This window comes from Saccharopolyspora halophila, from assembly GCF_039531955.1.
Classification (GTDB): Bacteria; Actinomycetota; Actinomycetes; order Mycobacteriales; family Pseudonocardiaceae; genus Saccharopolyspora; species Saccharopolyspora halophila.
In genome coordinates this window covers 155,790-179,167 of record NZ_BAAARA010000008.1, presented here as the reverse complement: position 1 = coordinate 179,167, position 23,378 = coordinate 155,790, and the positions used below count along the sequence as shown (strand labels likewise).

Annotated in this window: 27 protein-coding genes; 15 read left to right on the top strand and 12 right to left on the bottom strand. The window is 68.3% G+C overall.

Annotated features, from left to right (window positions below):
• Positions 1 to 146: 146 nt before the first annotated feature.
• The 6 genes from dhaK (at position 147) to ABD289_RS13355 (ending at position 4,693) form a co-directional block, all read left to right on the top strand.
• Complete coding sequence (gene dhaK, locus ABD289_RS13380) at positions 147 to 1,142, top strand: dihydroxyacetone kinase subunit DhaK (RefSeq protein WP_344131068.1); 996 nt, start codon at positions 147 to 149, stop codon at positions 1,140 to 1,142.
• A gap of 10 nt (positions 1,143 to 1,152) precedes the next feature.
• Positions 1,153 to 1,791, top strand: a complete 639-nt coding sequence (gene dhaL, locus ABD289_RS13375; protein ID WP_344131065.1) for a dihydroxyacetone kinase subunit DhaL — start codon at positions 1,153 to 1,155, stop codon at positions 1,789 to 1,791.
• Positions 1,788 to 2,465, top strand: coding sequence for a dihydroxyacetone kinase phosphoryl donor subunit DhaM (gene dhaM / locus ABD289_RS13370; protein ID WP_344131061.1), 678 nt, complete (start codon positions 1,788 to 1,790; stop codon positions 2,463 to 2,465). The genes dhaL and dhaM overlap by 4 nt, the downstream gene beginning before the upstream one ends.
• 116 nt (positions 2,466 to 2,581) lie before the next feature.
• Positions 2,582 to 3,541 (top strand): DUF3558 domain-containing protein, encoded by a 960-nt coding sequence (locus ABD289_RS13365; RefSeq protein ID WP_344131058.1) that lies wholly within the window; start codon positions 2,582 to 2,584, stop codon positions 3,539 to 3,541.
• A 36-nt stretch (positions 3,542 to 3,577) separates the two neighbouring features.
• Positions 3,578 to 3,892 (top strand): hypothetical protein, encoded by a 315-nt coding sequence (locus tag ABD289_RS13360; RefSeq protein ID WP_344131055.1) that lies wholly within the window; start codon positions 3,578 to 3,580, stop codon positions 3,890 to 3,892.
• Between the two features lie 51 nt (positions 3,893 to 3,943).
• Positions 3,944 to 4,693: an alpha/beta hydrolase gene (locus ABD289_RS13355; RefSeq protein ID WP_344131052.1), complete on the top strand. Its 750-nt coding sequence runs from the start codon at positions 3,944 to 3,946 to the stop codon at positions 4,691 to 4,693.
• A 33-nt stretch (positions 4,694 to 4,726) separates the two neighbouring features.
• Here the strand turns inward: ABD289_RS13355 and ABD289_RS13350 are convergent, their stop codons facing one another.
• Positions 4,727 to 5,251: a GNAT family N-acetyltransferase gene (locus ABD289_RS13350; protein ID WP_344131048.1), complete on the bottom strand. Its 525-nt coding sequence runs from the start codon at positions 5,249 to 5,251 to the stop codon at positions 4,727 to 4,729.
• Between the two features lie 143 nt (positions 5,252 to 5,394).
• Here ABD289_RS13350 and ABD289_RS13345 point away from each other — a divergent pair, with 143 nt between their 5' ends.
• Positions 5,395 to 6,213, top strand: a complete 819-nt coding sequence (locus ABD289_RS13345) for an alpha/beta fold hydrolase (RefSeq protein ID WP_344131045.1) — start codon at positions 5,395 to 5,397, stop codon at positions 6,211 to 6,213.
• A 1-nt stretch (position 6,214) separates the two neighbouring features.
• Here ABD289_RS13345 and ABD289_RS13340 read toward each other — a convergent pair whose 3' ends face one another.
• Positions 6,215 to 7,750, bottom strand: coding sequence for a coiled-coil domain-containing protein (locus ABD289_RS13340; protein ID WP_344131042.1), 1,536 nt, complete (start codon positions 7,748 to 7,750; stop codon positions 6,215 to 6,217).
• 159 nt (positions 7,751 to 7,909) lie between these two features.
• On the opposite strand from ABD289_RS13340, the gene ABD289_RS13335 reads away from it, so the two are divergent.
• Positions 7,910 to 8,299, top strand: a complete 390-nt coding sequence (locus ABD289_RS13335; protein WP_344131039.1) for an SPW repeat protein — start codon at positions 7,910 to 7,912, stop codon at positions 8,297 to 8,299.
• Between the two features lie 101 nt (positions 8,300 to 8,400).
• Positions 8,401 to 9,048, top strand: a complete 648-nt coding sequence (locus tag ABD289_RS13330; RefSeq protein WP_344131035.1) for a TetR/AcrR family transcriptional regulator — start codon at positions 8,401 to 8,403, stop codon at positions 9,046 to 9,048.
• Positions 9,049 to 9,122: 74 nt separating this feature from the next.
• Here ABD289_RS13330 and mce read toward each other — a convergent pair whose 3' ends face one another.
• A complete protein-coding gene (gene mce / locus ABD289_RS13325) occupies positions 9,123 to 9,569 on the bottom strand; it encodes a methylmalonyl-CoA epimerase (protein WP_344131032.1) in 447 nt (148 codons plus the stop codon).
• 130 nt (positions 9,570 to 9,699) lie between these two features.
• On the opposite strand from mce, the gene ABD289_RS13320 reads away from it, so the two are divergent.
• The 3 genes from ABD289_RS13320 to ABD289_RS13310 all read left to right on the top strand — a co-directional run bounded on the left by ABD289_RS13320 (position 9,700) and on the right by ABD289_RS13310 (position 12,926).
• Positions 9,700 to 10,701, top strand: a complete 1,002-nt coding sequence (locus ABD289_RS13320; RefSeq protein ID WP_344131029.1) for a hypothetical protein — start codon at positions 9,700 to 9,702, stop codon at positions 10,699 to 10,701.
• A gap of 209 nt (positions 10,702 to 10,910) precedes the next feature.
• On the top strand, positions 10,911 to 12,098 hold the full coding sequence (locus ABD289_RS13315) for an acetyl-CoA C-acetyltransferase (protein ID WP_344131026.1): 1,188 nt from the start codon (positions 10,911 to 10,913) through the stop codon (positions 12,096 to 12,098).
• Between the two features lie 90 nt (positions 12,099 to 12,188).
• Positions 12,189 to 12,926 (top strand): hypothetical protein, encoded by a 738-nt coding sequence (locus ABD289_RS13310; RefSeq protein ID WP_344131023.1) that lies wholly within the window; start codon positions 12,189 to 12,191, stop codon positions 12,924 to 12,926.
• Here ABD289_RS13310 and ABD289_RS13305 read toward each other — a convergent pair.
• From ABD289_RS13305 to ABD289_RS13270, 8 genes are all read right to left on the bottom strand, one after another.
• Positions 12,890 to 14,257 (bottom strand): DNA polymerase IV, encoded by a 1,368-nt coding sequence (locus ABD289_RS13305; RefSeq protein ID WP_344131020.1) that lies wholly within the window; start codon positions 14,255 to 14,257, stop codon positions 12,890 to 12,892. The genes ABD289_RS13310 and ABD289_RS13305 overlap by 37 nt on opposite strands.
• An 88-nt stretch (positions 14,258 to 14,345) precedes the next feature.
• Complete coding sequence (locus ABD289_RS13300) at positions 14,346 to 14,753, bottom strand: TipAS antibiotic-recognition domain-containing protein (RefSeq protein ID WP_344131017.1); 408 nt, start codon at positions 14,751 to 14,753, stop codon at positions 14,346 to 14,348.
• 197 nt (positions 14,754 to 14,950) lie between these two features.
• Positions 14,951 to 15,127, bottom strand: coding sequence for a hypothetical protein (locus tag ABD289_RS13295; protein ID WP_344131014.1), 177 nt, complete (start codon positions 15,125 to 15,127; stop codon positions 14,951 to 14,953).
• Between the two features lie 145 nt (positions 15,128 to 15,272).
• Positions 15,273 to 16,250 carry an ABC transporter substrate-binding protein gene (locus ABD289_RS13290; protein WP_344131011.1) on the bottom strand — a complete coding sequence of 326 codons (978 nt, stop codon included), beginning with the start codon at positions 16,248 to 16,250 and terminating at the stop codon, positions 15,273 to 15,275.
• A 49-nt stretch (positions 16,251 to 16,299) separates the two neighbouring features.
• Positions 16,300 to 17,349, bottom strand: a complete 1,050-nt coding sequence (locus tag ABD289_RS13285; protein ID WP_344131008.1) for an ABC transporter permease — start codon at positions 17,347 to 17,349, stop codon at positions 16,300 to 16,302.
• Positions 17,349 to 18,113 (bottom strand): ATP-binding cassette domain-containing protein, encoded by a 765-nt coding sequence (locus ABD289_RS13280; RefSeq protein WP_344131005.1) that lies wholly within the window; start codon positions 18,111 to 18,113, stop codon positions 17,349 to 17,351. The genes ABD289_RS13285 and ABD289_RS13280 overlap by 1 nt, the downstream gene beginning before the upstream one ends.
• Positions 18,113 to 19,126, bottom strand: a complete 1,014-nt coding sequence (locus ABD289_RS13275; RefSeq protein WP_344131003.1) for a class I mannose-6-phosphate isomerase — start codon at positions 19,124 to 19,126, stop codon at positions 18,113 to 18,115. The genes ABD289_RS13280 and ABD289_RS13275 overlap by 1 nt, the downstream gene beginning before the upstream one ends.
• A 23-nt stretch (positions 19,127 to 19,149) precedes the next feature.
• Positions 19,150 to 20,124: a LacI family DNA-binding transcriptional regulator gene (locus tag ABD289_RS13270; RefSeq protein WP_344132037.1), complete on the bottom strand. Its 975-nt coding sequence runs from the start codon at positions 20,122 to 20,124 to the stop codon at positions 19,150 to 19,152.
• A gap of 430 nt (positions 20,125 to 20,554) precedes the next feature.
• Between ABD289_RS13270 and ABD289_RS13265 the strand changes: the two genes are divergently transcribed.
• From ABD289_RS13265 to ABD289_RS13255, 3 genes are all read left to right on the top strand, one after another.
• Positions 20,555 to 21,982 carry a glycoside hydrolase family 47 protein gene (locus tag ABD289_RS13265; protein ID WP_344131001.1) on the top strand — a complete coding sequence of 476 codons (1,428 nt, stop codon included), beginning with the start codon at positions 20,555 to 20,557 and terminating at the stop codon, positions 21,980 to 21,982.
• 84 nt (positions 21,983 to 22,066) lie between these two features.
• Positions 22,067 to 22,393: a divalent-cation tolerance protein CutA gene (gene cutA, locus ABD289_RS13260; protein ID WP_344130999.1), complete on the top strand. Its 327-nt coding sequence runs from the start codon at positions 22,067 to 22,069 to the stop codon at positions 22,391 to 22,393.
• A gap of 54 nt (positions 22,394 to 22,447) precedes the next feature.
• Positions 22,448 to 22,807: a DUF3817 domain-containing protein gene (locus tag ABD289_RS13255; protein ID WP_344130996.1), complete on the top strand. Its 360-nt coding sequence runs from the start codon at positions 22,448 to 22,450 to the stop codon at positions 22,805 to 22,807.
• On the opposite strand, the gene ABD289_RS13250 is transcribed toward ABD289_RS13255, so the two are convergent.
• Positions 22,804 to 23,304 carry a MarR family winged helix-turn-helix transcriptional regulator gene (locus tag ABD289_RS13250; protein ID WP_344130993.1) on the bottom strand — a complete coding sequence of 167 codons (501 nt, stop codon included), beginning with the start codon at positions 23,302 to 23,304 and terminating at the stop codon, positions 22,804 to 22,806. The two genes, ABD289_RS13255 and ABD289_RS13250, sit on opposite strands and share 4 nt — an antisense overlap.
• Positions 23,305 to 23,378: the final 74 nt, after the last annotated feature.

Below are 23,378 nucleotides of genomic sequence, written 5' to 3'. Positions count from 1 at the left end.
CTTGCTCACACGCATCCCCCTGGCGGAGGCCCGGGGGATGTCAGGTGGTGGCTGCCCGGCAGAGTTGATCCCGTGCGGCCGATCGCGTGAAATCCCCATCGCCGGGCAGGTGCGCGGCAGATGAACGCAGGCAAGGAGGCCAGCGGGTGAAGAAGATCATCAACGATCCGTCGGACGTGGTGGCCGCGTCGTTGCGCGGCATGGCTGCCGCTCACCCCGAGCTGTTGCGGGTGCAGACCGACCCGGCGGTGATCGTGCGCGCCGATGCGCCGGTGCGGGGCGAGGTAGCCGTCATCTCCGGTGGCGGTTCCGGTCACGAGCCGCTGCACGGCGGTTTCGTCGGCTCGGGGATGCTCGCGGCCGCGGTGCCCGGGGCGGTGTTCACCTCCCCGACACCGGACGCGGTGCAAGCAGCGATCAGCGCCGCCGAGGGTGGTGCGGGCGCGTTGCTGATCGTCAAGAACTACACGGGCGACGTGCTCAACTTCGAGACCGCGGCAGAACTCGCCGGCGCCGAGGGAACCGATGTGCGCAGCGTCGTCGTGGACGACGATGTCGCGGTGAAGGACTCCACGCACACCGCGGGCCGTCGTGGTGTCGGCGGAACCGTGATGGTGGAGAAGATCGTGGGCGCGGCCGCGCAAGGCGGAGCTGGCCTGGACAGGTGCGAGGAGCTCGCCAAGAAGGTCGTCTCGCAGGTGCGCTCGATGGGCATGGCGCTCACCGCCCCGACGGTCCCGCACGCGGGCCGGCCGAGCTTCGAACTCGCCGAGAACGAGATGGAGATCGGCATCGGCATCCACGGCGAACCGGGCCGTGCGCGTGTCCCGATGGGGTCCGCCGACGAGATCGTGCAGCAGCTGCTGGAACCAATCCTGGAGGACCTGCCGTTCGCCGAGGGTGACGAGGTGTTGCTGTTCACCAACTCCATGGGCGGCACGCCTCCGATGGAGCTGTACCTCGCGCACGGCATCGCCGAGCAGCTGCTGGCCGAGCGCGGCATCACGGTGCGCAGGCGTCTGGTCGGGCCGTACGTGACGAGCCTGGAAATGCAGGGCATGAGCTTGACCCTGTTGAAGCTGGACGACGAGCTCACCGAGCTCTGGGATGCGCCCGTGCACACCGCGGCGCTGCACTGGTGAGGAGAAACCGATGGGTTGCACCGCAAAGGACGTGATCGCCGCGCTGCGCGCGGGTGCTGCGGTCGTCGCGGAACATCGTGACGAGCTGATCCAGCTGGACCGAGAGATCGGCGACGCGGACCACGGGGAGAACATGGAGCGGGGATTCCGCGCAGTGGTGGACAAACTGGACACCTCCGCGCCGGAGACCCCAGGTGCCGCGCTCAAACTCGCCGCGACCGTGCTGATCTCCACCGTCGGTGGGGCATCCGGTCCGCTGTACGGGACGGCGTTGCTGCGTGCCGCATCCGCAGCAGGAGACGCCGAGGAACTCGACGCCACGGCCGTGGCCAAGCTGTTGCGGGCCGGGGTCGACGGCGTTGTCGCGCGCGGAAAGGCCGAACTCGGGGACAAGACCATGATCGACGCGCTGTCGCCGGCGGCAGATGCCGCGGGCAGCGTGGCCGAGTCGGAGGCCGATGGCGTCAAGGCGCTCGCCGCGGGCGCCGAGGCCGCCCACGAGGGTGCCCGGAACACTGAACCGATGGTGGCGCGCAAGGGACGTGCTTCCTACCTGGGTGACCGCAGCGCCGGGCACGTCGATCCCGGTGCCCGTTCCACCGCACTGTTGTTGTCCGCATTCGCCGAATCCGCGAGGGCCCGTTCATGAGCGTCGGCTTGGTCATCGCTTCGCACACCACCAAACTCGCCGAAGGCGTTGTCGAACTCGCCGGCCAGATGGCGCCCGAGGTCCGCATCGCCGCCGCGGGCGGACTCCCGGACGGCGGTATCGGCACCGACTTCGAACGGGTTTCCGCCGCACTTTCCGACGCCGACACCGGTGATGGCGCGGTCGTGCTCTACGACCTGGGAAGCGCGCAGATGGTCGCCGAACTCGCGGTCGAGTCCCTCGGTGATCCGGACGCGGCGCTGGTCGTCGACGCTCCGCTGGTCGAGGGAGCGGTCGCGGCCGCGGTTGCTGCCCAGAGCGGCAAGGACAAGCAGGCCGTGGCAGCAGCGGCGGAGAGCGCAGGCAAGGGTGCGGAAACCGAGACCGTGGCGGAGCCCTCGACCAGCGGCGAGGTCACCGAGGAACTCGAGCTGACCAACGAGGTCGGCTTGCACGCGCGTCCGGCCGCGCTGCTGGCCCGCAGCCTCAACGGTCTGCAGACGTCGGTCACGGTCGTGTCCGGCGACAAGGAAGCCGACGCGTCGAGCGTTCTCGGCGTGATGGGTCTGGGGGCGCGCAAGGGCGACCGGATCACGCTGCGCGCCAGCGGGCCCGACGCCCAGCAGGCAGTGGATCGCATCCTCGATCTGGCAAGGCGCGACTTCGACGAGTAGTTCCCGGCTGCAGCGAGCATGGGAACCTTTCTGTCATCGATCTGGCAGGAAGGTTCCCATCCTTCGGTGATCCGAAAGCCTGGGATCGAGGCTGCCCAGGACGTTAGGCTGAGTTGATGTCGCCGCGTCGCCACCAGGGCCTGCTGCTGGTGTTGTGCTGGGTGCTGCTGGCCGCGTGCACTGCGCGAAATGCCCCGCCGCCCGCCGAAACCCACGACAGCACGGCGCAGAGCCTGATGGGCGATCCGCGCACAGTGGACCCGTGCACGTTGACCGACCCGGCGGCCATCACCGGGTTCGGGGAGATCTCCAGGGCCGGCACCGTGTCCATGGACTACTGCCTGTTGCACGTCAGGCCCGACGAGAACACCTTGATCCAGCTGGCCGTCGGCGAACTCGTGCCCTACACCCGGGGCAAAGGTGATCCGGTTGTCCGGGACGGTTCGTTGCGCATCGCCAAGAACGCGCCGATTCCGGGTCATTGCAGCAGGCAGGTGCTCTTCGATGATGGCCTCGCGATGCAGGTCAGCGCGGATCTGCTCACCGGTGATCCAGCCGCCGGATTGTGCGGATTGGCCGATTCCGGCGCGCACGTGGCCGCCGAAGCACTGCAACAGCACCGGGCGGGGCATCGCGACACCCCGTCGAATTCCTTGGCCCTGGTCGACCCCTGCAGCGTGCTCGACACCGAGTTCGTGCGGCAGGTCCCCGGGCTCGAGCAAGCGAAACCACGTCCCAGCCCGACCGGGCACGAGTGCTCTTGGGGAGAGCAGTCGACCACCTCACCACGTGTGCGGCTGCTGCACACCGCGGGCGAACCACCGAGGCTGCTGCACGGAGCAGCCGTCGAGGAGCAGGTCGCCGACCGCAAAACCGTGATCAGCGTCGTCGGTGGTGATCCGATGGTGCCCTTGTGCTCGGCTGAAACCGGGCACATCCCCTTCGGTGATTCCGGAGGTGTCGAGGTCGCTCAGCTCGTGGTCGCCCTGCCCGGTAGCGACGGCACCGAAGCTTGCGAATACGCGCGCGGGCTGGCTCGGCTGGCGTGGCCGGAGCTTCCCCAGGTCAACCCGTGACCGACCGCAGACCGTCACAGCCGTTACCGTTGTGGGGTGCCTCGACGTAATCGCCCGCACCGCGCCAAGGGCTACCGTGCGGACACCAGCCACCGTGGTTCGGGCACCTCGTACGGCGCCTCCCGCGTCGAGCACGGGCCGGATGGTGACTGGATGGTGCGCACCGTTCCCGGGTCCCAGGCCACCAAGTTCTACCGCTGCCCGGGCTGCGATCACGAGATCCGTCCTGGTATGGCTCACGTGGTGGCCTGGCCGGAGGTCGAGCTGGGGGGAGTCGACGAGCGACGTCACTGGCACAACGGCTGCTGGAACGCCCGGTCTCGTCGAGGCCCCACCCGCCGCTGGTCCTGATCACGCAGGTCACCGCTTGGCCGTCACACGGCCGTGGCAGGATTTGAGTCGATGAGCACCGAGATCCGAGCCAACACGATGCTGCCCGCTCGCCGCGAGCAGATCACCCTGCACACCGCCGACGGGCTGGAGTTGATCGGGGAACTCGCGCTGCCGGAGTCCCGGCCGCCCAAGGCCACGCTGATCTGCTTGCACCCGCTGCCCACGCACGGCGGCATGATGGACTCGCACATCTACCGCAAGGCCGCTTTCCGCCTGCCCGCGCTGGCCGATATCGCGGTATTGCGGTTCAACACCCGCGGGACCGCTAGCGAAGCGGGCCGGAGCCAGGGTTCCTTCGACAACGGCGACTCGGAACGCTTCGATGTCGCCGCGGCCCTGGAGTACGCGGAGTTCAACGACCTGCCCAACGTGTGGCTCATCGGGTGGTCCTTCGGCACCGATCTCACCCTCGTACACGGCTTGGATCCGCTGGTCGAAGGAACGGTGCTGATCTCGCCGCCGCTGCGCTGGAGCGGCGAGGAACACTTGCGCTCCTGGGCGGAGTCGGGCAAGCCGGTGCACGCCTTGATCCCGGAGTTCGACGATTACCTGCGGCCCGAAGAAGCCAAGCGGCGTTTCGAGCCGCTCACCCAGGCGCAGGTAATCGGCTTCCCGGACACCAAGCACCTGTGGGTGGGCAAGGCCGAAGCCGCTCTCGACGCGATCGTCGGTGCGGTGGCCCCGGACGTGCCGACCCCGTTGCCACGCACCTGGGATGGGCCGTCCGAGAACCGTCAGGTGACCATCGTCGACTCCTGATCCGGGCGGGATGTGACAGGAAGGTTCCCTTCCTCAGGACACCGCCGGGTGCGGAGACCGGAGCACCACCTCGGGGACGCCTTGGTGCAGTCGTTCTGCGACTCGTCGGAACCCGAGTCTCTCGGCGACGCCGACGGCGGGAGCATTTCGGGTCGCGGTACGAACCAGCACAGGGGTGCGGGGTAGGTCGCGCCGTGCCCACCGCACGGCTGCCGCCGACATCTCGGTCGCGTATCCGTTTCCCCATGCCGAGGGCTGGAACCGGTAGTAGAGGTTGAGGATCGACTCGCCCCCGTCGTCGGCGTGCCGCAGACCGCCGAAGCCCAGGATCTCGTCCGAACCGGCGGTCAGGACGGTCCAGTAGCCGATGCCGGTGTCGTCCCAGTCCCGCTGGATCAGCTCCAGCAGCCGCAGCGCTTGCTCGCGGGTCCGTTGCGCGAATCCCGAATGGGCGTGTGTTTCCGGGCGGGTGTGCACCTCGACGAACGCCTCGGTGTCTGCGGGTCGCGGCCGACGCAACAGCAGGCGATTCGTGCGGAGCTCTGCTGGTTCGGGCATTGCCACACGCTAGCCGTAGCCGCAGGTGCTCGGCAGCTCGATTTTTCCCGCTACCGCGCGGGCGGGAACCTGACAGGAAGGTTCCCCTGCCCGACTCGGCCTGCCCCGCACGACGCGGGCGTGATTTCCGGCAGGATGGGCCCGTGCACTACATCGAATCCGGAGCCGGAACGCCGCTGGTCCTGCTGCACGCCTTTCCGGTGGACGCGCGAATGTGGAATCCGCTGCGCGTGCGCCTGGAAGACCAGGCTCGGGTCATCGCCCCTGACCAGCGTGGACTTGGGGAGAGCTCGCTGGACGGGTCATCGGCGCACGGCCTGGCCACACCGCCGGAGGAACGCCTCGTCGCGGAAACCCCCAGCGTTGACGTGGTTGCTGCGGACATCCTCGCTCTGCTCGATGAACTGGAGCTGCCGCGCGTGGTCCTCGGTGGTTGCTCGATGGGCGGATATGTGGCATCGGCCCTCTTGCGGGCCGCGCCGCAGCGCGTCGCAGGGCTGCTGCTGATCGACACGAAGGCGCCCGCGGACACCGACGCAGAGCGCGCCAAGCGCGGCGATGTCGCCGACCGGGCGGAGCGCGAGGGCACGGCGCAGTGGTTGTCCGAGGCCATGTTGCCCGCGCTGCTCGGCGCGACGACCCGCGAAAATCACCCGGAGATCGTTGCCGCGGTGCGCGACTTGATCGAGTCTCAGCCGACCGAGGGAGTGGCGTGGGCGCAGCGCGCCATGGCCCAACGTCCGGACTGCCTCGATACGCTGCAGGGCTTCGAGGGCCCGGCGATGGTCGTCGTGGGCGAGGAGGACACCATCACCCCGACGGCCGAAGCTCGCCGGATGGCCGAAGCCTTGCCGCGGGGTGAGCTGGTGGAACTGCCCGGATCCGGCCACCTGCCTTCAATGGAGGCGCCGGAGGCGTTGGCCGAGGCCGTGCGGCCCTGGCTGAGCCGCGTCGACGTCTGACTCAGCCGTTCTGCTGCTGGTTGTTGCCGCCGCTGTAGGAGTGCGTCTTGTCCTGCTCGTCGGGGACGGGCAATTGAATCCTTCGGGTTTCCTCGTTGCCCGGCCCCGGCCTGCGGATCTTGTCGGTGGGCGCGTCGTTGGCGGAGAGCTCGCTCTTGCTCGGGCTCTTCGACGCACCTGACTCGGTGAGCGTCGAATTCGCGGGCATGGCCTGCGGTGGCTGGGTGTTCTGAGCCTGCGTCCGGGCCTCTTCGGTGCCGACCTCGCGGTCGTCGCGAGCGATCGCGGCCTCGGCGTCCTTGTGCGCCTGCTCGCGAGCCTCGCGTGCGGCCTTCCGCAGCTTTTCCTCCTCGGCGTCCTCCTGATCGAGGCGCTCCAGCAGCGGAGTGGTCTGGCCGAGCATCTCCGCGGCGTCCCGCAGCTTCTTGGCGACCGCGTCGCGCAGCTCGGTCAGCGAGTGCACGTGCTCGTCGGCCTGGGCCAGCCGACGTTGCACCTCTTCGTTGGTCGAACCCAGCCGGCGCTGCGCGTCCGCGCGGGTGGCGTTGACCAGGCGCTTGGCCTCGCGGGTGGCGACGTCGATGCGCCGGGTCGCCTCCTCGGTGCACTCGCGGAGCATCCGCTCGGACTTGTCGGTCGCTTCCTGGACGAGGCGTTCGGACTCCTGCTTGGCCTCGCTGAGCCTGCGCTGCGCGGCCTCCTTGCTGGAGTGCTCGCGTGCGTCCGCGGCCTCGGTGGATTCCTTGGTGAGCTGCTCGGCCTTCTCGGTGGCCTCGTTGACCAGCGAGGTCGCCTTCTCGGTGGCCTCTTGGACGCGGCGGTGCGCTTCGGTGGTGCCCTCGCGCAGGCGTCGGTTGGCCTCCTCGGTGGCCTCGCGGACGCGCCGCTCGGCCTCGGCCTTGCTGGTCTGCTCCTGCTCGGTGAGCGTGCGCATGGCCTCGGTGCGCCGCGCGGCCATGGCGATCTCGAAGTCCTCTTCCACCTGGATGCGGTGGGCCTCGGACTCCTCGTCGGCGCGCTTGCGGTTCTCCTCGGCCTCGCGGGTGATGCGCTCGGCCTCGGCCTTGGCGCTCTCCATCAGCGAGCGGTGTTCGGTTTCCATCTCGCTGCGCCGGTTGTCGACCTCGCTGATCAACCGCTCGTAGCGGTTGCGCAGGTTCGTGGCCTCGGCTTCGGACTTGTTCCGGATCACGGCCGCGTCGTTCTCGGCGCGGTTGCGGATCTCGGCGGCTTCGTCCTGCGCGAGCCGGAGCATTCGCTGCAGGCGCTCGCTGAGGCCTTCCAGCGTTGTCGGCGGCTTGGCCAGGCGGTCCACCTGCCCGCGCAGGCTCTCGATCTCCGAGCGGGCCGACTCGAGCTGCTTGGACAGGTCCGCCGCCTGCGAGACGGCGGCGTCGCGATCCGACGTGAGGATGCGGATGTCGGCATCCAGTCGCTCGAGGTGCTCGTCGACCTGGGCGCGGTCATAGCCGTTCTTGCGAGCGAGGTCGAAGCCAGACCCCAGTGGCAGCAAATCGCGGTCGTCGGCAAGGCCCATACGACAAAGCTACCTGGAAGCGGACGTTGTTGTGGGAGGTGCGGCGGTGAAGAACGGGATTTTCCTCTCCACGTCACACCAACCACATCGGCTTCATCCTGTCGTGTCTTGACCGGCTGGCCAACCAAGCGTGACTATGGAGTAGTTAGTCGGGCATCAATGGAGGTGATCGACGTGGCCGAGCAGTCGACCTCGAAACCGTGGATGCGCTGGCAGGACTGGGCAGGTGTGGTCCTGGGCGCCTACTTGATCCTGGCCACTATGTGGACGTCGACGAACGGCGCCGCAGTGTTGGCGATGATCGTGCTGGGTGCGCTTCTGGTTGTCGCCAGCGTTTGGTCGCTGGCCATGCCCGGATCAATGACCAGCGAGTACAGCCACATGCTGTTGGGTGCGCTTGTTTTCATCTCACCGTGGGTCCTCGGCTACGCCGAGCTCCTCGGTGCGGCGTGGACGTCGTGGATCGTCGGTGTTCTGGCCGTCGTCGCGGGTCTCGCCGCACTACCGGAGGCCAACGCTGCACACCGAGGTGTGGCCGGGTCGCACTGAGGACGCGCACTCCTGCAACGTTGAAAATTGCGATAGCCGCGCGGTCCGGAGGTAGATTCCGGACCGCGTTCTCTGTTCGCCGCACGAGGGAGGTCGGGCACATGTCGCAGGTCCCGGGCAAGCGTGCTCGCGGCCGCCCGTCTACTGAGGACCTGCCGGACGAGGACCAGAGCGGCTCTGCCCGCGAACGCATCCTCACCGCGGCCGGCGAGCTGTTCGCCGAGCACGGCTACGACGCCACGCCGACTTCCAAGATCGCCGATCGTGCCGGGGTGCCGAAGGGGCTCATTCACTACTACTTCAAGCGCAAGCAGGATCTTCTCGAAGCGCTGGTGGACCGGCTGCCGGAGGAGCGGCTCGAATCCGACCGGATCGTGGTGCGCGGCGACATCGCAGGCAGCCTGCGCAGCTTGGTGCACGAGCTGGACGCGCGCCTGGAGTCATCGATGCTGCTCAGCCACTTGCTGTGGCGGGAAGCCGACACTCACGACGCCGTCCGCGAGGCCATGCAGCGCCGCTTCGGCACGGTGGTCGAGCAGATCCGCCGGGTCATCGAACTCGCGCTGCCACCAGGACCGTCCGGCTGCGATGTCGACGCCGCCGCGCTCCTGCTCGCCAGGGTGGTCAACCACCGCCACTCGGTGGCCCGTCACCGCACCGAGGACGACGCGCTGGACCGGGAGATCAGCTTCATAGCCCGCGCTCTGGAAATGGGCGTCGGCAAGCCGCGCACGATCAAGCCGGCGTAGTCGGGGCCGCACCGCGCGGTGTCGATCGCGGGAACCGATGTCCAGGCCACGCGCTCATGGCCTGGACATCGAGCTCAGTGGTCCTGGGCGGGTTCGACCAGTTCGACGAGCACTCCGCCGGTGTCCTTGGGGTGGACGAAGTTGATGCGGCTGTCGGCGGTGCCGCGGCGCGGTTCGTCGTAGAGCAAGCGCATGCCCTTGGCGCGGAGGGCCGCCATGGTGGCCTCCACGTCGGTGACCCGGTAGGCGAGCTGCTGCAGTCCGGGGCCGTTGCGGTCGAGGAACTTGGCGATGGCCGAGTCCTCGCGCAGCGGGGCGAGCAGCTGGATCTGAGTGGCTCCGGTGGAGTCTCCGGGAGCGCGCAGCATCGCCTCGCGGACGCCCTGATCCTCGTTGGTCTCCGCGTGCGCGACCTCCAGTCCGAAGGTCTCGCTCTGGAAGGTGATGGCCTCGTCGAGGTCGGCGACTGCGATTCCCACGTGGTCCACAGCCGTGACCAGGTCTTTCAGTTCCGCTTGCATGGTCGCAGCGTAGCTGTGGAGCAAGGCCGGGAAAAGCGTCGCGATTTCGAGATCGAATTGCCCCGTCGAGTCGAGTCGGGTGATCTGGCACGGCATCAGCCCGTGACTCGTTCACTCGGAGGGGAAATTCATGGTCAAGGCGCCACATCGCTCGACCACCGTTCTCGGCGTCCTGGTCATCACCGTCGCAGCGGGTGCGCCGACGGCGTCCGCGGCGGGTGGTGATGGCGTGATCAGTGGTGGGGGCGGGCCCAATCCCCGAGCCGAGCGGACGACGCAGATGCGCAGCTGGGTCGCGGCGGGCCCGCTGCACTTCGGTTCCGCGCCGTACTCGGAGGTGCGCTCGGCGGCCACCGCAGCGGCTGAGAACGCGGCGTGCGGGATCAGCGCGGGCGAGGTCACCAAGCTGACCCTCTCGCCGACCTGGCCGGAAGTCGCGCCGTCGGGTGAAGCGCCGTCGCCGATGACGCTGTCCCGCTACGACGAGCAGGTGTCCTTGGCCGACCCGAAGCAGCGATCGGAGGCCTTGTTCTTCAACCCCGGCGTCGGCATGTGGCAGCTCGACTCGGCCGGGCTCGGCGCCGATGTCACCGCCGCCGACGCCATCGATGTCTCCGCCGCGGCTGACCGGGTGGCGCCGTACGTGGTGGACAGGTACTGCTCGGCGATCAACGCCGGTGCCAACGCAGCCGACGCGCGGGCCAACGCCTGGGGCGCTTGGCATGCCTGCAGCTCGGGCGCGTGCGAGGACGTCTTCCAGCGGCTGCGCAGCGATGGCCTCGTCGAGGTCGGCGGGGTGGGCCGCTACGGCGGCGCCGAACGGCGCGTGTGCTCCTTCGAGGGCGTCAGGTACGACTGCCTGCACGTCGACCCGAGCAAAGCCCAGGGCGAGAACGCCTGGACCGTCGAGCACTACGGGCCGGCCCCCGTCCCGGCCCCGTTCTACGTCTTCACCTACACCGAAGGCGGCCGTCACTACGAGGTGCGCTACTGGGACAGGGCCGATTCGGGCTCGGTCAGCGACGTGTCCGCCTCCCGCGAGCTCGGCACCGACGCCCGGGAGCGGTTGTCGTGGTCGGCGGAGTCAGCGCTGTGCGACTTGACCGCGGGGCGGGGCGACTGCCGATCCTGAGGAGGGGAACCTTCCTGTCACTTCGCTCGGTCTCGGCCGGGCTCTGCGCGTGGGAACCTTTCCTTTCATTTCCGACGGCGCTCTATGGCGGTACTCACAGTCAAAACGCGCGTTGTTCATGGGTATGGTCCCGGAGACGAACGCGGGAGATGATGGTCTCGTCGAACGCGGGAATCGGTGTGTCGATGAAGCTGGACCGGGAGGCAGTCGTGGGTAGTTCTGTGATCGTGGCGGGTGCGCGGACCCCGATGGGGCGGCTGCTCGGTTCGCTCAAAGACTTCTCCGGCGCGCAGCTCGGCGGTGTCGCGATCAAGGCTGCTCTGGAACGCGCGGGCGTCGAGCCGGACCAGGTCGAATACACGATCATGGGGCAGGTGCTGACGGCGGGCGCGGGTCAGATTCCGGCCCGGCAGGCCGCGGTCGAAGCCGGCATTCCGATGGACGTGCCCGCGCTGACGATCAACAAGGTGTGCCTGTCCGGCCTGGACGCGATCGCGCTCGCCGATCAGCAGATCCGGGCCGGGGAGTTCGACGTCGTGGTAGCCGGCGGTCAGGAGTCGATGACCCAGGCGCCGCACCTGCTCACCGGATCTCGCGAGGGCTTCAAGTACGGCGACGTCGAGATGCTCGACCACATGGCCCACGACGGTCTGTTCTGCGCGTTCGACCAGGTGGCGATGGGTCTTGCCACCGAGAAGTACAACGCGCGCTACGGCCTGACCCGCGAGGGGCAGGACGCCTTCGCCGCGCGCTCGCACCAGCGCGCCGCCGCGGCCGCGAGCAACGGCGTGTTCGCCGAGGAGATCGCACCGGTCGAGGTGCCGCGTCGCAAGGGCGACCCGATCGTCGTCGATTCCGACGAGGGCGTGCGAGCGGACACCACCGCCGACGGTCTCGCCAAGCTGCGCCCGGCATTCACCGCCGACGGCACGATCACGGCCGGTTCCGCCTCGCAGATCTCCGACGGCGCCGCTGCCGTCGTGGTGATGAGCAAGACCAAGGCGCAGGAGCTGGGCCTGACCTGGCTGGCCGAGATCGACGCTCATGGCGTGGTGGCCGGTCCGGACGCCAGCCTGCACGAGCAGCCCTCCAACGCGATCATCAAGGCTGGCGCCAAGGCCGGTATCGACCCGGCGAGCCTGGACCTGGTCGAGATCAACGAGGCCTTCGCGGCCGTGGGCATCGTCTCGGCGAGCCAGCTGGGCGTGTCCGAGGACCGGGTCAACGTCAACGGCGGCGCGATCGCCCTGGGACACCCGATCGGTATGTCCGGTGCGCGGTTGGCGCTGCACCTGGCGCTGGAGCTCAAGCGTCGTGGCGGTGGCACGGGTGCGGCCGCGCTCTGCGGTGGTGGCGGTCAAGGTGACGCGCTGCTGATCAGCTCGCCTTCCGCGTGAGCGAGCCGTCCCCGGGAAACCCCTGAGAGGTACCCGGGGATTCGCCCGCGTTGCTGATCGGCGGATCGCCTGGTGGCTACCCTGGATGACATGAGATGGCTTCCAGGGGGATGGCAGCGTGCCGACTGGTCGGAAACGACCCGCACGATTCCGCGCGGGACAGCCCGCTACACCGGCCAGGGGCGCGGACGGGCCGCAGGAGCTCCCGCTGCGCAGCCGCCCGGGCCGCAGCCGACGCTGCTCGGGGCGGATGCCCGGGACATCGACGTGAGTGCTGCGAGCTTCCGCTCGTTGCTCATCGGTGGTGGGGTCAGCGGCCTCGGTACGGTGCTGATCGCGGCTTCGCTGGCCAACAACGGCAGCTCGGTAGGCATGTGGATCTGGCAGCTGCTCTTCGGCATGGCCTTCATCTGGTTCGTGCTGGGCTCGCGCGGCATGCTCAACGGTCGCGGCTTCCTGTTCGACCGAAGCGGGTTCTACATCCGCACCATGGGTGAGGTTTACGGCGTCGACTGGAGCGAGGTCAAAGCGGTCGGGATCGGTACCTTGCCGTGGATCCAAGACCGGCGGCCGACGAACCCGGAGCGGCGTCGTGCGCTGGAGATCTACCCGGCCGACCCGGGTTTCGCCGAGCGCCACCCGGAGCTGGAGCGCTGGTGGATCGAGGAGCCGCCGACCGTGTCGGGGCTGCCGCCGGACCGCTACCGCTTCCACCTGCCGCCGTTCTCCCGGCTGCCCAAGTCGCTGGAGAACGCCACCCGCGAGATCGCACCGCAGAAGTGGGTGGGCAGCTACCGGCGCAGGCTGCCGCGTCCCCCGCAGGGCTGATCGGACCAGCCGAGGCTTTCCACCGGGTCGGCCGCGCTGAGCAGCGGGTCCTCCACGTCGAAGGTCCGGACGATGCCGCGTCCGGTCTCGGCGGTTTCGAATCGGATCGTCACGCGGCCGTGCCCGGCGCCCTGCACCCAGCCGTGCCCGTGCTCGGGGTGCCGCACGTCGTCTCCCGCCCGCCATTGCCGGGGCGGAGCGGGATCGGAGTCCGGTGGCTCCGATCCCTCCGGTGCCGGTGCCGGTGCCGAGCCATCGGAGGGATCGCTCGGGTGCTCGAACAGCGATTCCTGCTCGGAATGGGCGAGCCCGGAAAAGGACACGCCGACCAGCCGCACCGGGGTTCCCGGTGGCACCGCCACGGGCAGGAGTCTGCGCGTCGCTGCCGACAGCGCGGACAGGTCGCTGGTAGCCGAGGAGAAGGTCTCGGCGCGGCTGATCGTGGTGAAATCCGAGTCGCGGACCTTGAGGGTGACGGTGCGCGCCGCGCGGCCCGAGGCCAGCAACCGCCGGTGCGCGGACTCGGCCACGTTCAGGACCTGGTTCAGCAACGTCTCGTGGTCGGCGATATCGGTGTCGAACGTCGTTTCCGCGCTGACCTGCTTGGCCTCGGCCCGTTCGGCGACCGGGTGGTCATCGATGCCGTGCGCGAGCCGGTGCAGTTCGCCACCGATCGCCTGGCCCAGCAGCGAGGTGACGTCCTGCGAATGCATCGCCGCGAGCTCGCCGATGGTGTAGATGCCGATGCGGTGCAGCTTCGATTCGGAGACCGGGCCGACACCCCACATCTTGCGCACCGGTAGGCCCCAGAGCAGCTCCAGCTGCTCCTCAGGCGGCACCACCAGCATCCCGTCCGGTTTGGCCAGCCCGGAGGCGATCTTGGCTAGCTGCTTGCCGGAACCGGCGCCGATCGACGCTGGCACCCCGATTTCGCGCTGCACCCGCTCCCGCAGCTCGGCGCAGAACTCCTCGACCCGTTCCACCGGTGCGCCGGCGAGTTCGGTGGGTTCCAGGAAGGCTTCGTCGACCGACACCTGCTGCAAGACGTCGGCCACGTCGCGAACGATGTCGAGCACTCGGTGGCTGACGGCGGAGTAGACGCGGAAGCGCGGTGGCAGGACTACCGCGATCGGGCAGCGGCGCCGCGCCTCGGCCATCGGCATCGCCGAGCGTGCTCCGTACTCGCGGGCTTCGTAGCTGGCACCGGCGACGGTGCCGCGCGGGCCGAGCCCGCCCACCAGCACCGGCCGTCCGCGCACGGTGGGTCGGGTCAGCTGCTCCACGGACGCGAAGAACGCGTCCATGTCCATGTGCAGCACCCACCTCCGCATGGGTTCCATTTAACTCGACCGGTCCGACGGTGGTGGTGCAGGCGGAGCCGAGTTGTGCGGAAGGGAACCTTTCTGTCACTCCACGCCGTTAGCGCAGCCGGGCCCAGGCGTAGGTGGTCATGGCGTCGCGCAGGTAAGCGGCCATGCCCTTGGGCTTGCGCCGCTCGATGCGGTGGCGGAACTTCGGCTGGTTGACGTACATCTCGGCCAGCCGCAGGTAGGAGGCGCGGTCGGGGTTCCAGAAGTTGCCGATCCAGCAGCAGTGCTCGTGAACGATCTGCTGGGTCCGCGGGTCGTTGCTGGGAATCCCGGTGACGAAGAGTTCGGCGATGCCGGAACTGATGCGGTTCCAGTCCTGGCCGATCCGGCGCGCGATCGCCTGCTTGTGCTCCGGGCTGGCGCCGGCGGGCGCGATGTTGCCGATGAGGGCGGTGCCGTCCTCGACCGCTTCGGTCTGTTCGAGAGCGGCGCTCTCGGACATGTTGTTCGGCCGCACGGCTTCCCCTTCCAATCACGCGCGCGGGTGGAGCGCATTCCGACACGGGCAACGGGCAGTGAAGAACGCGCACTCCTAAGAGGGCTGTTTCACCTGCCCGTGGCACATTAGCGGACACGCTTCGTCGTCACGTGTGATCGGGTGGGTCCGCTATCGACCTGTGATCGCCTCGTCGGCGACACGGTCGGCGAACGCCGTCACTCCTCGGGCTTCTCGTCCGATTCGTCGCCTGTCTCCTGCTGTGGCGGAGCGAGATAGACCACGCCCTGCTCCAGGTCCAGCGGACCACCGGGATCGTGCCCGCGTCCCGCCCCTTCCTCATCGCCTTCGTGCTTGAGCTTGCTGCCGGGGAACATCTCACCTAGTGCGGCCATAGTTCACGGTAACCACGACGAGGAGATGCCAGCCAGGCGCGCCGCGGCTGGAGCGCCCCGGCGCTGCCCGGGTCCGTCCAAGCCGAGGTCCCCCGGAGGCGGGCCTCCGGGGGACCGGTGTGGCGTGCCGACTACGGGAGTCGGCTCAGCACTGGGACTTGTAGAAGAACTGCTTCTTCTGCTCCATGTCGTCCTTGGTGATCGAGATCATCTTGGTCTTGGTCTCCCGCTCGACCTGCTCGCCCTTGATCGCTGCGATTGCGCGATCGACGCCCTTCTGGCCGATCTGGGCCGGGTCCTGGGCGATCAACGCCTGCACGCGTCCGTTGCGCAGGTCGTCGACCTGCTTGGGGCTGGCGTCGAAACCGACCAGCTGAACTTCTCCGGACTTGCCCGCGTTGGCCAGCGCCGTTCCGGCGCCCTCCCCGGTGTTGAGATTGGTGCCGAACACCCCGACCAGGTCGGGGGTGGCCGCCAGCGTCGAGGACACGATCTGCGCGGCCGTAGCGGGTTCGTTCTTCGTGTATTGGGTGGGCAGCAGCGTCAGGCCGGGATGCTTCTTGATCTCGTCCTCGAAGCCCTTCGCGCGGGCGTCGGTGGTGGAGGTCCCCGCCTTGGTGTTCAGCGCCAGCACCGACCCGGTCTTTCCGTCGAGCAGCCTCACCAGGGTCTGCGCGGCGAGCTTGCCGCCCTCGTAGTTGTCCGAGGACAACGAGGACACGGCGATGGACCGGTCCTGCAGCGCGGTGTCCACCTCGACGACCTTGATGCCGTTGCTCTTGGCCTGCTTCAGCGGAGCGGCGAGGGCTTTGTCGTCGGTCGGCGCGATGATCACCGCGCCCGGCTTGCTGCTGATGACACCGCCGAGGATCTGCGACTGCTCGGCCTGCTCGAACTTCTCCGGAGCCTGCACGTTGATCTGGTATCCCTGGGCGGCTGCGGCTTCCTTGGCCGCGCATTCCATCGAGACGTAGAAGGGTTCCCCGCGCATCCCGGTGATCATCGCGAGGTTCTTGTTGTTCGGGTCGGTGCCGCCGCCGCTCTCGCCGATCTGCCCGGTGCCGCACCCGGCCAGCAATAACGCGGCCGCTCCCAGCGCCAGCAGGCCAGTAGCTCGTCTCATCGAAACCTCCACACGACGTTGTGCTTAGTTGCGCTTGCCGAAACGGGTGTCAGCGGTTGCTGCGCGCTCGCCGCCGCCGCTGATCCAGGTAGACCGCGCCGACCAGAACGGCTCCGACGGCGATCGGCTGCCAGAACGGTTTGACTCCGGCCATCACGAACCCGGCGTCGAGCACCTGCGGGATGAAGATGCCGATCACGCTGCCGAGGATCGTTCCCACGCCGCCGAACAGGCTGGTGCCGCCCAGCACGACCGCGGCGATCGAGTTGAGGTTGTCGTTGCTGTGCCCGCTGATCGTGGTGGTGCCGAAGTAGGCCAGCGACATGAACCCGGCCAGCCCGGCCAGCACACCGGTCATCGTGTAGACGATGAGCAGGTGGCGGGTGACCTTGATGCCGCTACGACGCGCGGCTTCGGCATTCGAACCGATCGCGTAGGTGTAGCGGCCGAAGCGGGTGGTGTGCAGCAGCCACCACGCCAGCAGCGTGACGATCGCGGCGACGATCACCAGGTTCGGCACGATCCCGAACGAGGTGCCGGTGCCCAGCGTGGTGCGTAGCGCCGCGGGCACGGTGCGCACGTCGACACCGTTGGTCAGCAGCTGCGCCGCGCCCAGGGCCGCACCGAAGGATCCGAGCGTGACGATCAGCGCGGGAACCCGCGCGACCGCCACGAGCAGCCCGTTGAGCAGCCCCCAGGCCGAGCCGGCGAGCAGCGCCACGACCAGCCCCACGCCGATGACGCCCCAACCCGCGCCGGTGGAGTCGCCACCGCTGAGCGCTTCCATGGTCATCGCCGAGCACACGCCGGCGAACACCAGCACCGACCCGACCGACAAGTCGATGCCCGCGGTGATGATCACGAAGGTCATCCCGAGCGCGAGCATCAGCAGCGGCGCGGCCTGCACCATCAGGTTCTGGGCGTTGAACAGGGTGGGGAACGCGTCCGGACGGATGGCGCTGAACAGCACGCACAGCCCGATCAGCACCAACCCGGTCCAGAGGGTGTTGGACCCCGACAGCCGTGCGCCGAGGCTCTTGGTGGGCTCACCGGGCGTTTCCACCGGTCTTTTCTCGGGAGTTTCCTGCTGGGTCGACATCAGTTCTCGCCTTCCTGCGACAGCGCCCCGGTCATCGCCCCGACGAGGTCCTCGAGCTTGGATTCGGCCGCGTTCAACCGGGCGACCCGGCTACCCAGCCGCAGCACCTCGACCCGGTCGGCCACCGACAACACCTCGGGCATGTTGTGGCTGATGAGCACCACCGCGATGCCGGTGTCACGCACCCGGCGAACCACCTCGAGCACGCGTTCGCGCTGGACCACGCCGAGCGCGGCGGTGGGCTCGTCGAGGAACACCAGGCGGCTGGCCCAGGCCACCGACCGAGCCACCGCGACGCTTTGACGCTGTCCCCCGGACAGCGAACCGATCGGCACCGACAGGTCGGGCAGGTGCACCCCGAACTTTGCGAACTGCTCGGTGGCTTCTGCGCGCATCCTGGCCTTGTCCAGCATGCCGAGCTTGCCGAGGATGCCGGGGCGGTGAATTTCCCTGCCCAGGAACAGGTTCGCCGCCGGGTCCAGTTCGGGCGCCACCGCGAGGTCCTGGTAGGCGGTCTCGATGCCGTGGCGGCGGGCAGCGGTGGGCGAGTCCAGGGAGACCGGTTCGCCCTCGACCAGGATCTGGCCCGAATCGGGCTGTTCGACTCCGGACAAGCACTTCACCAGCGTGGACTTGCCCGCGCCGTTGTCCCCGATGAGCGCGACGACCTCACCGGGGTTGACGGTGAACGACGCTCCGCGCAGCGCCTCGACACTGCCGTAGCGCTTAACCAGATCGCGGGCTTGCAGCAGTGGCTCGGTCATCAACGTCTCCCGGTGGCTGGCGGTCTGCAGTGCACGGCGGTGAGGTCACCGTCGAGTCGTGATGGGCCGGCCGAGTGGGGAACGACCGCCGTGGTCCCGCGTTGCAGCGCCAGTTCGGAACCGTCCTCGCAGTGCAGCTTTCCAGCACCGTCGAGCACGATCAGAACCCCGAACGAGGGGTCGAGTTCGACGGTGCCGTGCAGGCGATCGGCTCGGAAGAACGGTTCCGCGTCGGAGGCCAGCAGCGGTACGCGCGCGGAGTCCAGCCCGCCGGTGCGCTTGATCAACGAGCCCAGCACGGCGTCGTCGAAACCCGAGTGGTTGACGGTCTCCAGCGCGGCGCTCTCGTTGAGACCGAGGAACGCGTCCTCCGCGCTGGCCAGGAATCCCTGCCATTCCAGGGTGACCGAGAAGTCGGTGGGCTGCTGCAGCTCCACGATGAACACCCCGGCGCCGATGGCGTGCGGGGTTCCCGCCGGGACGTGGACGGTGTCACCGGGCTTGACCGGGATCTCGTTGAGCGCGCCCAGCATTGCCGAGGAGTCCTGGGTTCGCACCCACTCGGCGATCCTCTCCGGCGCCGCGTCCTCGCGGAATCCCAGGTAGACAACCGGATCGGCACCGCTGGTTCCCACCACGATCCACGCCTCGGTCTTGCCGAACCGCGATCCCAGGTGTTGCTTGGCGAAGGTGTCGGACGGGTGGCAGTGCACCGGCAGGCGCTGGCCGGCGTCCAGGAGCTTCACCAGTAGTGCCGTGCTGTCGCCGTAGGCGGACACGTGCTCGGGGCCCAGCCACGACTGCGGGTCGGCGCTGACGGCCTCGCGCAGCAGCCGCCCGTCGGGCAGGTGCGAGAGCCCGGAATCGGGCTTGCCGAAGCGGTGCGTGGTGGAGGCTACCCAGTCTTCGGGGCCGAACTCCTGGTCGTCACCGCCCCCGCGCAGCGCGGCGATCGACGCGCCGCCCCGGTAGAACTGCCGGGGCTGGTTGGCAGGTAGCGCGGTAGGCCGCACAGCCTGAGCATTGTGGACAGAACTCAACGAACAACCTCTCCAGATCCTCGGACCAGCAGCCTGGTCGGGACGACAACGCGGCCCGGCGGCGACGTGTCGCCGTCCAGCCGCGCGAACAGCAATTCGGCCGCTGATTTGCCCAGCGCCCAGGTGTCGTGGGTGATCACGGTGATCGGCGGGTCCAGCAGGTCGGCGAGTTCGAAGTCGTCGAAGCCGACCAGCGCCGGTCTCGACGTTCGGCCGGCCAGCGCCCGAAGGGTGTGCACGGTGATCCGGTTGTTGCCGGTGATCACCGCGGTCGCGTCGCGCAGCGGGCCGTCGAGCGCGGCGGACACCGACTCGTCGGTGTGCGGTCCCATGGCGACCAGGCCCGAATCGAACGGCACATCGGCCTGCGCGCAGCCCTCCCGGAAGCCGCGCAAGCGCTCGGCGGCGGTGTGGATCTCGGGAGCATCGCCGAGGAAACCGATCTTGCGATGACCTTGCTCGGCCAAGTGGCGGGCGGCTTTCGCCGTGCCACCGGCGTTGTCCAGCAGCACGAAATCGGCGTCGATCTCGCCCGGTGGGCGGTCGACGAACACCACGGGAGTTCCGGCGTTGCGTTCGTGCTCGATGTAGCCGTGCTGGTGCCCTGCGGGAATCACGATGAGCCCGTCGACGCGTCGTGCGCAGAACTCCAGGACCAGCTCGCGCTCGCGGGTCGGGTCCTCGTCGGAAGAGCCGGTGAGCACGTGCTTGCCCTGCACCCGTGCGACCTCTTCGACCGCACGGGTCAAGGTCGAGTAGAAGGGGTTGGCCAGGTCCTCGAGGACGACTCCGATGGTTCCGGTTCCGGTGCCGCGCCGCAGGTTCTGGGCACTGACGTTGCGGCGGAACCCCAGCTGGTCGATCGCGTCCAGGACGCGTTCCGCGGTGGCTGCGTGCACGCCGCTTTCGGAGTTGACCACGCGCGAGACCGTCTTGATGCTCACGCCGGCCAACCGCGCGACATCGGTCATCGTGGCGCGGCGAGGATTCGACTCAGACAACGTTGTCATGGCGAAGCGGATTGGATCGCACCCGCGAGGTGTTGTCAATGCCCGCGTCCGCTCGACAGCCGGCGCGCAACAGGCGAAGCGGCTGGTCGCGGCGGGTGCGAGTTGGCAGGAAGGTTCCCTCGCTCACCCGAGTGGCCGCAGAAGTGGGAGAAAGGTTCCCGTGTTCCACCCCGACTCTCGGCGAGCGCAAGTTTCCCTTGGTCTCAGATGTGCTGGAGATTCGGTCAAGCCAGCGGATCGCGGTATCGCGTACGGCTGATCGGGTTGTGCCGAATGTCGGGATTGGACAGGAACGGCGATCCGCATTGACCCGCGCCCCCGCCGCCGCGACGGTGAGTTCGCGCTGCTTGACAAGGTTGTCGAGTCGAGGGAGACGAGGATGCTTCCAGGCATGTCCAGACGTTCCGCGTTGCGAATGCTGGGTGGGGTCGCCGCTGTCGGTGGACTCTCGGTCATGTCGACGCCGGCGGCTGCGGCTCGGCCGAGCCCGGAGATCGCAAACGCGTCCCCGGGCTCAACACCCGGGGAGTGGAAGAAGCTCGCGGCGCACGTGCGGCGTGAATTCCTCTGGGCGTGGCGCAATTATGTCGAGCGCGCCCTGGGGGCCGATCACATCAAGCCGATCTCGGGTGGCCGCGAGGACTTCTTCGTCGACGGGCATTCGGTCGGGCTGAGCGTGATCGAGGCGGTCGACACGTTGTGGCTCATGGAAGCCGACGATGAGGTCGACAGGGCTCTGCGGTGGATCACCGAGAACTTGAGTTTCGACGTCGACGCTCCGTTCCAGGTCTTCGAGACCAACATTCGAATGGTCGGTGGGCTGGCCGCGGCGTATCACTGCACGGGCGAGCGGAGATTGCTCGAGCTGGCGGTCGACTGCGCTGACCGCTTGCTGCCCGCCTTCGCCGAATCACCGACGGGTCTGCCCTACCGGTACGTGAACCTGGCGACGGGTCAAGTCAGCGATCCGGAGACCAACATCGTCGAGTGCGGCACCTACATCGCCGAGTTCGGTCAGTTGTCCGAGTGGACTGGTGATGGCCGCTATTACGATCTGGCGAAACGAGCGATGCGTCGCGTCTTCGACGGGCGCACCGATCTCGGGCTGCTGCCGCACGACATCAATGCCGAGACGGGGGAGTGGCGCAACCGCCAGGCCACGGTGGGCCCGCCCGGTGACTCCTACTACGAATACCTCTGGGACGGTTACCGGCTCTTCGGCGATGACGAGCTCAAGCAGTGGTACGACACGCTCACCGACGCGATCCTGAGCACCCAGGCCGAGCGATATGCGTCGAACCTCTGGTTCCCGCAGGTGGACGCCTACACCGGGGAAATCCTCAGCCGTGAGCAGAGCGTCCTGGCCGGTTTCTACGCCGGGCTGCTCGCTGAATCCGGGAACGTCGAAGCGGGGCGCGCCTATCACGACTCGTTCAACACGGTGCAGAACCGTTTCGGCGTGATCCCGACCTTCGTCGACTACGAAACCATGGCGGCTACCTATCCGAACAACGCTTTGCGTCCGGAGTTCGCCGATTCGGCGCTGTCGCTGTGGTTGGTCACCGGCGATGAGGTGTTCCGCGAGCGCGCCCGTACCCATTTCGAGAACATGGTCGCCACTTCGAAGACCAACTACGGGTTCGCCTCGCTGTCCGACGTGACCGCGGACCCGCCGACGCAGCAGGATTCCTGTCCGGGCTACTGGTGGTCGGAGCAGATGAAGTACTACTGGCTGCTGTTCTCCGATTCGCCGCGTTTCGACTACCGGGACAACTACCTCACCACCGAGGCCAACCTGCTGCGCGGCGCGAAGCGCTGATCAAGCGAGAGGGGAACTCTTCCGGCACCCGGAGTGGCAGGAAGGTTCCCCTCCTCGCGTCGCCGTCCCCGATACGCTGTCCGTATGGCTGATCACGTGCAGGTGGTGACCACCACCGACTCGGAGGAGTCCGCTGCCGAGCTCGCCCGCGGCATCGTCGAGGCGCGCCTCGGCGCGTGCGTGCAGGTGGTACCGATCCGCAGTTTCTACGTGTGGGAGGGCGCGGCCCAGGATGATCCGGAGTGGCAGCTCCAGATCAAGACCGCCGACGGGCGGGTCGAGGCGCTCGTCTCCCATATCCAGACTCACCACGACTACGACGTCCCGGAGATCATCGTGACGCCGATCATCGGCGGGAATCCGGATTACCTGTCGTGGGTGGACGAGGAAACCGGACCGGCCTCGGGGTGACCGGAGACACCCGGCACACTCGCCGTAGGTCTGGAACGACAAGTAGGGGTCGACGTGCCGCGTAGCTTTGTGGGCTGGTTCCGGTTGGTTGCGGTCGCCGAGGCGATGTCCTGGGCGGGCCTGCTGGTGGCCATGGCGTTCAAGTATGGCCTGGGCATGCCCTTGGGCGTGACCGTGATGGGTTGGATTCACGGGCTGGTGTTCACCGCCTACGTGCTGGTGACGCTGGTGGTGTTCAGCCCGTTGCGCTGGCGGTTCTGGACGTTGGTCCTCGCCCTGGTGGCCTCGGTGCCGCCGCTGGCCACGGTGTGGTTCGAGCGCTGGGCGAACAAGCGCGGCCTCTTGGAGCTCGCCGACTCCGACGAGCCGACCTTCTGGGGTCGCGTTCGCTTCGTGTTGCGCGAGTTGAACTAGAAGTCGCCCGCGGCGTGCCGGACCTTTCCCAGCAGATCGGTGAGCTGCTGGGTCTGGCGCTCGGTGATGCCCTGCAGGCCGAAATCGATCTCGTTGACGGACTCGGTCGCTCGTTTCATCAGGTCCCAGCCATCGTCGGTGATCTCCACGAGCGTCGTGCGCCGGTCGGTGGGGTGCGGCATGCGCTGCACCAAGCTGTCCTGTTCGAGGCGGTCGACGATGTTGGTCACGCTGGTCGGGTGCAGCTGCAGCCGATCGCCCATGACGCGCATCGGCAGGCTGCCGCGCCGCGAGAAGCTCAGCAGTACCAGTGCCTCGTAGCGGGCGAAGGTGAGGTTGTGCGGGCGCAGCGCGCTATCGACAGCCGACTGAAGGATCTGTTGCACGCGCATGATGCTGGTTACCGCGGCCATTGTCGTGGACGGGCCGACCCGCTCGGCCCAGGTCTCGGCCGCGCGGGCGATGGGGTCGAAGGGGAGTGGGCCACGGGCGCTCATGGTGTTTGACGCTAGCAGCGAATGCGATAGGCGCTGATGACTGTTGCGTTACCGACACGCGCATTCGGCAAGAA